The 6,293-nt window shown below is 74.0% G+C and carries 6 protein-coding genes and 1 pseudogene; all 7 read right to left on the reverse strand.

Annotated elements, in window-relative coordinates; translation table 11 throughout:
- Window positions 1-64: 64 nt before the first annotated feature.
- Window positions 65-1,429: an NtaA/DmoA family FMN-dependent monooxygenase gene (locus ACFQH9_RS11370; RefSeq protein ID WP_379565952.1), complete on the reverse strand. Its 1,365-nt coding sequence runs from the start codon at window positions 1,427-1,429 to the stop codon at window positions 65-67.
- Window positions 1,426-2,505: an LLM class flavin-dependent oxidoreductase gene (locus ACFQH9_RS11375; RefSeq protein ID WP_379565953.1), complete on the reverse strand. Its 1,080-nt coding sequence runs from the start codon at window positions 2,503-2,505 to the stop codon at window positions 1,426-1,428. Before ACFQH9_RS11375 ends, ACFQH9_RS11370 begins: the two co-directional genes overlap by 4 nt.
- Before the next feature lie 28 nt (window positions 2,506-2,533).
- A complete protein-coding gene (locus ACFQH9_RS11380; protein WP_379565954.1) occupies window positions 2,534-3,526 on the reverse strand; it encodes an ABC transporter substrate-binding protein in 993 nt (330 codons plus the stop codon).
- A gap of 31 nt (window positions 3,527-3,557) precedes the next feature.
- Window positions 3,558-4,313 (reverse strand): amino acid ABC transporter ATP-binding protein, encoded by a 756-nt coding sequence (locus tag ACFQH9_RS11385; protein WP_379565959.1) that lies wholly within the window; start codon window positions 4,311-4,313, stop codon window positions 3,558-3,560.
- Between the two features lie 11 nt (window positions 4,314-4,324).
- Window positions 4,325-5,278: an amino acid ABC transporter permease gene (locus ACFQH9_RS11390; protein WP_379565955.1), complete on the reverse strand. Its 954-nt coding sequence runs from the start codon at window positions 5,276-5,278 to the stop codon at window positions 4,325-4,327.
- A complete protein-coding gene (locus ACFQH9_RS11395; protein WP_379565956.1) occupies window positions 5,271-5,765 on the reverse strand; it encodes a GNAT family N-acetyltransferase in 495 nt (164 codons plus the stop codon). Before ACFQH9_RS11395 ends, ACFQH9_RS11390 begins: the two co-directional genes overlap by 8 nt.
- 144 nt (window positions 5,766-5,909) lie before the next feature.
- Window positions 5,910-6,293, reverse strand: a pseudogene (locus ACFQH9_RS11400) (LLM class flavin-dependent oxidoreductase); the annotation flags it as partial.

Genomic DNA, 6,293 nt, shown 5'->3' on the forward strand with positions numbered 1-6,293 from the left:
CGGATGCCCCGGGCCGCCGGCGGGAAACCGCCGTAACCGCCGTACCCGCCGCATCCGCGGTGCGTCACGACGGCTCCCCGGGCCGGGCGAGGCCGAGGTGCTCCCGCAGGGTCGTGCCGGTGTACCGCTCCCGGTAGACACCGCGGTCCTGCAGCTCGGGCACCAGGCGGTCGACGATGTCGTCGAGCCCGTCCGGGGTGAGGTACGGCGAGACGTTGAACCCGTCGATCGCCCCGGCCCGGACGAAGTGGGCGAACCTGTCGGCGAGTCCGGCGGGGGTGCCGACGTGCCCGCGCTGCGGCCCGAGCGCGATCACCGTCTCGCGCAGGGTGAGCCCCTGCGCCTCCGCGGTCTCGCGCCAGGTCCGCACGATCTCCCGGGGGTCCTTCCACCGCCGGCTGCCCATCTCCCCCGTCGGTCCGGCGACGACCGGGTCCTCGGCGGGCAGCGGGCCGTCGGCGTCCCGGTCGGACAGGTCGAAGCCCCACACCTGGCCGGCGATCGCCAGCGCGGTGGCGGGCGTGACCTGCTGCAGCCGGACCCACCGCGCCTTCTCGGCGGCCTCCTCCTCGGTGTCGCCGAGGATGATCTCGGTGCCGGGCAGGATGCGGAGCGCGTCCTCCGGGCGGCCCGCCGTGCGGAGCCGGGCGCGGATGTCGGTGGCGAACGCCAGCGCGTCGGCGAAGTCGGAGCCGTGCGCGGAGAAGATGACGTCGGCGTTGCGGGCGGCGAAGTCCCGCCCCTCCGCGGAGTCGCCCGCCTGGAAGATCACCGGGTGTCCCTGCGGGCTGCGCGGCAGGGTCGGGGTGATCTCGACGTCGAACTGGCTCGTCCGGGCCCCGACGGTCGCGATGCGCTTCGGATCGGCCCAGTCCTCCGCCTCCGTGCTCGCCGCGACCGCGTCGACGTCCCACGAGTCCCAGATCTGGCGGGCCACGGTGAGGAACTGCTCGGCCCGCACGTACCGGTCGGCGTGGTCGAGGTAGCCGCCGCGCCGGAAGTTCTCCCCGGTCCAGGCGTTGTCGGTGGTCACCACGTTCCACCCGGCCCGGCCCTTCGACAGCAGGTCCAGGCCGGAGAGGCGCCGGGCGAGGTCGGCCGGCTCGTTGTAGGTGGTGTTCTGCGTGGCCACCAGCCCGATCCGGGACGTGACGCCGGCCAGGGCGGCCAGCTGCGTGATCGCGTCCGGCCGTCCGGCGACGTCGAGATCGTGGATCTTCCCGCCGGACTCGCGCAGCCGCAGCCCCTCGCCGAGGAAGAACGCGTCGAACAGCCCGCGCTCGGCCGTCGTGACCATGCGGCGGAAGGAGGAGAAGTCGATCTGCGAGCCGCTCTCGGGCAGCGACCAGATCGTCCAGTGGTTGACGCCCTGGAAGAACACGCCCAGGTGCAGCCGGGCGTCCGGACGCGGGTACTCGGTGCTGCTCATGCGGTGCCCTCCACGGACGTCAGGTGCCGGGCGAACCGGCTGGCGGGCCGGGGCAGCCCCAGGGTGCTGCGCAGCGAGGCCCCCGGCTGCGGGCGGGCGGCGGTCCCGGAGCGGAACAGGGCCGGGAGCACCCGGGCGGACAGCTCCGGCAGGTCCTCGTCGAGGACCGCGGGTCGCAGCCGGACCCCGTCGACCACCCCGGCCAGCTCCTCCAGCAGCCCGACCAGCCCGTCGGGCGGACCGGTGTAGCGCAGCCGCGGACCGGCCGGCCACGGTGCGTGCCGGGCGAGGTCGGCCAGCCGCTCCGCGGCGGTGTCGGCCCGGGTGTCGAGGGCGATCTCGAGCTCGGCGAACCGCAGCCCCGCGCCGGCGAACCCGGCGACGGACCGGCCCGTCACGAGCTCGACGTCGGCCAGGCCCTCCGGCAGCAGGCCCGCCGGTGCGAGCACCACCAGCTGCCCCTGCGGTGGCCGGGGCACGATCGCCGGGCCCTTGACCGAGTAGGTCTCGCCGACGAAGTCGAGGTGGTGCAGCTTGTCCCGGTCCAGGTAGCGCCCGGTGACGACGTCACGGACCGCGGCGTCGTCCTCCCACGAGTCCCACAGCCCCCGGGCGACCAGGACGGCGTCGCGGGCCTCGCGCCGCAGCGCCGTCCCGCCCTCCACGACCGGCCGCCCGAGGGCGCGGGCGGCGGCCGGGTCGTCCGTCGCGGCGACCAGCCACGCGGCCCGGCCGGTCGCGGCGAAGTCGAGGGACGCGAGCTGGGAGGAGACGTGGAACGGTTCGGAGTAGGTCGTGGACACGACGGGCGCGAGGCCGAGCACGCTGGTGTGCACCGCCGCGAAGGCGGCCCGCTCCACCGCGCCGATCCGCCCGACGGGCCCGACCCCGCCGGGCGGCAGCAGCGAGTCGTCGAAGGTGGCGAGGGTGAGGCCGGCGTTCTCGGCGACCTGGGCGAGCGCGCGGACGCGCTCGGGGGTGAGCAGGGCGGCGGGAGCGTGCGAGGCCCGACGCCACGCGGCCGGATGGGCGCCCTCGCCGTCGAGCTCGACGGCGAGGTGCAGGGGACGGTTCACGGGTGCTCCTCCGAGGATCGGGACGCGATCAGGACGCGGCCTTGCGCGGCAGGCCGGGCGGGTTGACGGCGGAGGTCGGCAGCGCCTCGTTCGACAGGTTCCAGCGGCCGAGGACCTCGGCGTACTTCCCGTTCGCGATCACCGAGTTCAGGGCCTCGTTCAGCGCCGTGACCAGCCCGTTGTCCTTCTTGGTCATGGCCGCGATGTCGGCCTGGACGCCGCCGCCCCCGCCGTTGACCGAGCCGACGATCTTCGTCTTCCCGCCGGTCGCGACGTGGTAGGCCACGCCGGGGTTCGGCCCGAAGTAGGCGTCGAGGCGGCCGGAGTCGAGGGCGAGGTAGTAGTCGCCGACGTTCTGGTAGTACTGGATCGTCGCCGGCGCGAGGCCCGCCTTCTCGTTCTGGGCGTTCCAGTCGACCAGGATCTGCTCCTGGTTCGTGCCCGAGCCCACGCCGATGGTCAGCCCGGAGATGTCGGCCGGCTTCTCGATCCGCTGCACCGTGCCGGCGTTCGTCGCCTCGAAGGACACGGTGTCCACGCGGTAGGTGGCGAAGTCGTACTTGTCCTTGCGCTCCTCGGTCACCGTGATGTTCGAGAAGCCGGCGTCGTACTGCCCGGACTCGACGCCGAGGAAGAGGTTCTCCCAGGAGGTCGGCTGCAGGTCCAGCCGCAGCCCGAGGGTGTCGGCGACGAGCTGGGCCAGGTCGGGCTCGACGCCGATGACCGTGCGGTCGTCGTCGGCCCGGAAGGACAGCGGCGGGTTCCCGCTGCCGGTGGTGCCCACGACGAGGGTGCCGCGGTCGCGGATCGCCTGCGGGACCTTCGCGGCGATGGCGGCGACCTCGTCGGCCCGCACCCGGTTCTGCTCGGGGCTGGTGTTGACGGCGGCGCCGGTGGCCGACGGCGGCGCCGCGGCCTGGTCGGGGTCCGGCCCGGAGCAGGCCACGACCGCCAGCACCGGGACGAGGAGGGCGACGGCGGCGAGCCGCAGATGGCGCAACGGCCGGGGGATGCGGGACATGGGGGTTCCTTCGGTGGGTTGGGAGCGCGGGTCAGCGCAGGACGGCGCCGAGGAAGGCGCGGGTGCGGGGTTCACGGGGGTCGTCGAGGACGCCGGCCGGCGGCCCCTGCTCGACGACACGGCCCTCGTCGAGGAACACCACGGTGTCGGCCGCCTCGCGGGCGAAGCCGATCTCGTGGGTGACCACGACCATGGTCGTGCCGGTGCGGGCGAGGTCGCGCATGACGTCGAGGACCTCGCCGACCAGCTCGGGATCGAGCGCCGAGGTGGGCTCGTCGAACAGCAGGAGCTTGGGGCGCAGGGCGAGCGCGCGGGCGATCGCCACCCGCTGCTGCTGGCCGCCGGACAGCCGGCGGGGGTACTCGTCGACCTTGTCGGCGAGGCCGACGCGGTCCAGCAGTGCGCGCGCCTCGACGAGGACGGTGGTGCGGTCCCGGCCCTGCGCGGAGATCGGCGCCTCGGCGACGTTGTCGAGCACGGTGAGGTGCGGGAACAGGTTGAAGTTCTGGAAGACGAAGCCGATGCGGCTGCGCCGGCGCAGGACCTGCCGCTCCGGCAGCTCGTGCAGCTTCCGTCCGGAGCGCCGGTAGCCGATCAGCTCGCCGTCGACCCGGACGAGGCCGCGGTCGACCTTCTCCAGGTGGTTGATGATGCGCAGCAGCGTGGACTTGCCGGAGCCGGACGGGCCGAGCACCACCGTCACCTCGCCGGGCCGGACCGTGAGGTCGACACCGCGCAGCACCTCGAGCCCGCCGAAGCTCTTGTGCACGCCGCGCAGCTCGACCATCGGTGTGGTGCTCACGCCGCCACCTCCCGGCGGAACCGGGCGACCGTGGCCCGCAGTCGTTGCAGCGGGGTCGGCGCCAGGACGCGCAGCGCGCCCTTCGCGTAGTGCCGCTCCACGTAGAACTGCCCGATCGACAGGACGGTGGTCAGCACCAGGTACCAGACCGCGGCGACCAGCAGCATGGGGATCACCCGGCCGGTCCGGGTGTAGATCACCTGCACCTGGTAGAAGAGCTCGGACAAGGCCATGATGTAGACCACCGACGTGCCCTTGACCAAGCCGATCAGCTCGTTCGCCGCCGTCGGGACGATCGTGCGCATCGCCTGCGGGAGCTGGATGCGGCGGAAGCGGCGCCAGCGGGGGATGCCCAGCGCGGCGGCCGCTTCGAGCTGGCCCTGGTCGATGCCGAGGAAGCCGGCGCGCACGACCTCGGCGGCGTAGGCGGCCTGGTGCAGGGCGAGGCCGAGCACCGCGGCGGTGACCGGGCCGACCAGGTCCATCGTGCCGATCTCGAACAACGCCGGGCCGAAGGGGACGCCGAACGAGATCGACTTGTACAGCAGCGCGAGGTTGTACCAGAACAGCAGCTGCAGGATCAGCGGGACGGACCGGAAGATCCAGACGTAGGTCCAGCTCACCGAGCGCAGCAGCGGGTTCGGCGACAGCCGCATGACGGCGAGAACCGTCCCGAGCACGAACCCGACGACGATCCCCAGCACCGTGAGCTGCAGGGTCAGCAGCACCGCACGGAGGATCGACGGCGCGAACAGGTACTGGCCCACGGTCGCCCAGTCCCAGGCCGGATTGGTCGCCAGGGCGTGCAGCGCCATCGCGACCAGCACGGCGACGACTGCGGTCGCCACCCATCGCCACGGGTGACGGGCCTGGACGATCGTGAGGTCGGCGTCGTCGTCCGGGCCCTCGTCACGGGCGGGTGGGGCGTGGGCGGTGGCGAGCTCACTCATGGCGGTCTCCGGTCAGGTGCTTCTCGAACGGGTGGGGACCGATCTCCTCGGGATCGCGGGAGCGGTCGTAGAGCGGGGTGTAGCCGGTGGCCAGGTACAGCTGCTGCGCCTCCGGCTGGCGGGGTCCGGTGGTCAGGTGGATGCGGCGGTAGCCACGAACCGCGATCTCGGCCTCGAGCTCGGCGAGCACGCGTCGGGCGAGACCGCGCCGGCGGTGCGCCGAGTCCGTCCAGATCCGCTTGAGCTCGGCGGTGTCGGCATCCCACCGGCGGAAGGCGCCACCCGCGACCGGGACGCCCTCGGCGAGCAGCAGGATCAGCCCGCCGTCCGGCGGCGCGAACCGGGCGCGCTCGCGGCGCGTCTCCTCGGCGAGGTCACCGAGGGTGTGCCGGTAGCGCGTGCGGTACTCGTGGTCGAGCTCGACGAGCATCGGCAGGACCAGCGGATCGGTGTAGTCGACCCGCCGGAACTCCAGCGGGACGGTCACGGCGAGCCTCCGGCGCGGGCGGGAGGAGGTGGACAGGTGTGCATGAGCGACCCCCGGGGAAGGCGCACGCGGGATGCGCCGGAGCACTGTGGACGGACGGTTCTCGGATGGGCGGGCTCGGTTCGGCATACCGCTGCTGTCGGCTCAGGAGGCGAGGCGGGTCCGGGCGCGCGCCGCCCACTCCCGCGCCAGCAGGGCCTGGGAGGCGACCCGGTCGGTGTGCCGGTGGGTGATGGTCGTGACCAGCAGCTCGTCGGCGCCGGTGACCCGCTGCAGCGCCTCGAGGCGCTCGGCGACGGTCGCCGGCGCGCCCACGAAGCGGGTCGCCAGCCGGTCGGCCACCAGCGCCCGGTCCTCGTCGGACAGCGGGTGCGCGGCTGCCGTGGCCGGGTCGGGGAACGGGATCGCCCCGGCGCCGGTGCGGATGCTGTGCACCCAGGCCCCGTACCCGGCCGCGAGCTCGCGGGCCGTCGCGTCGTCCTCGGCGACGAGGACGTCGGCCGACACCATGACGTGGGGCGCGCGCAG

This window comes from Pseudonocardia lutea (assembly GCF_042658055.1).
Taxonomy (GTDB): domain Bacteria; phylum Actinomycetota; class Actinomycetes; order Mycobacteriales; family Pseudonocardiaceae; genus Pseudonocardia; species Pseudonocardia lutea.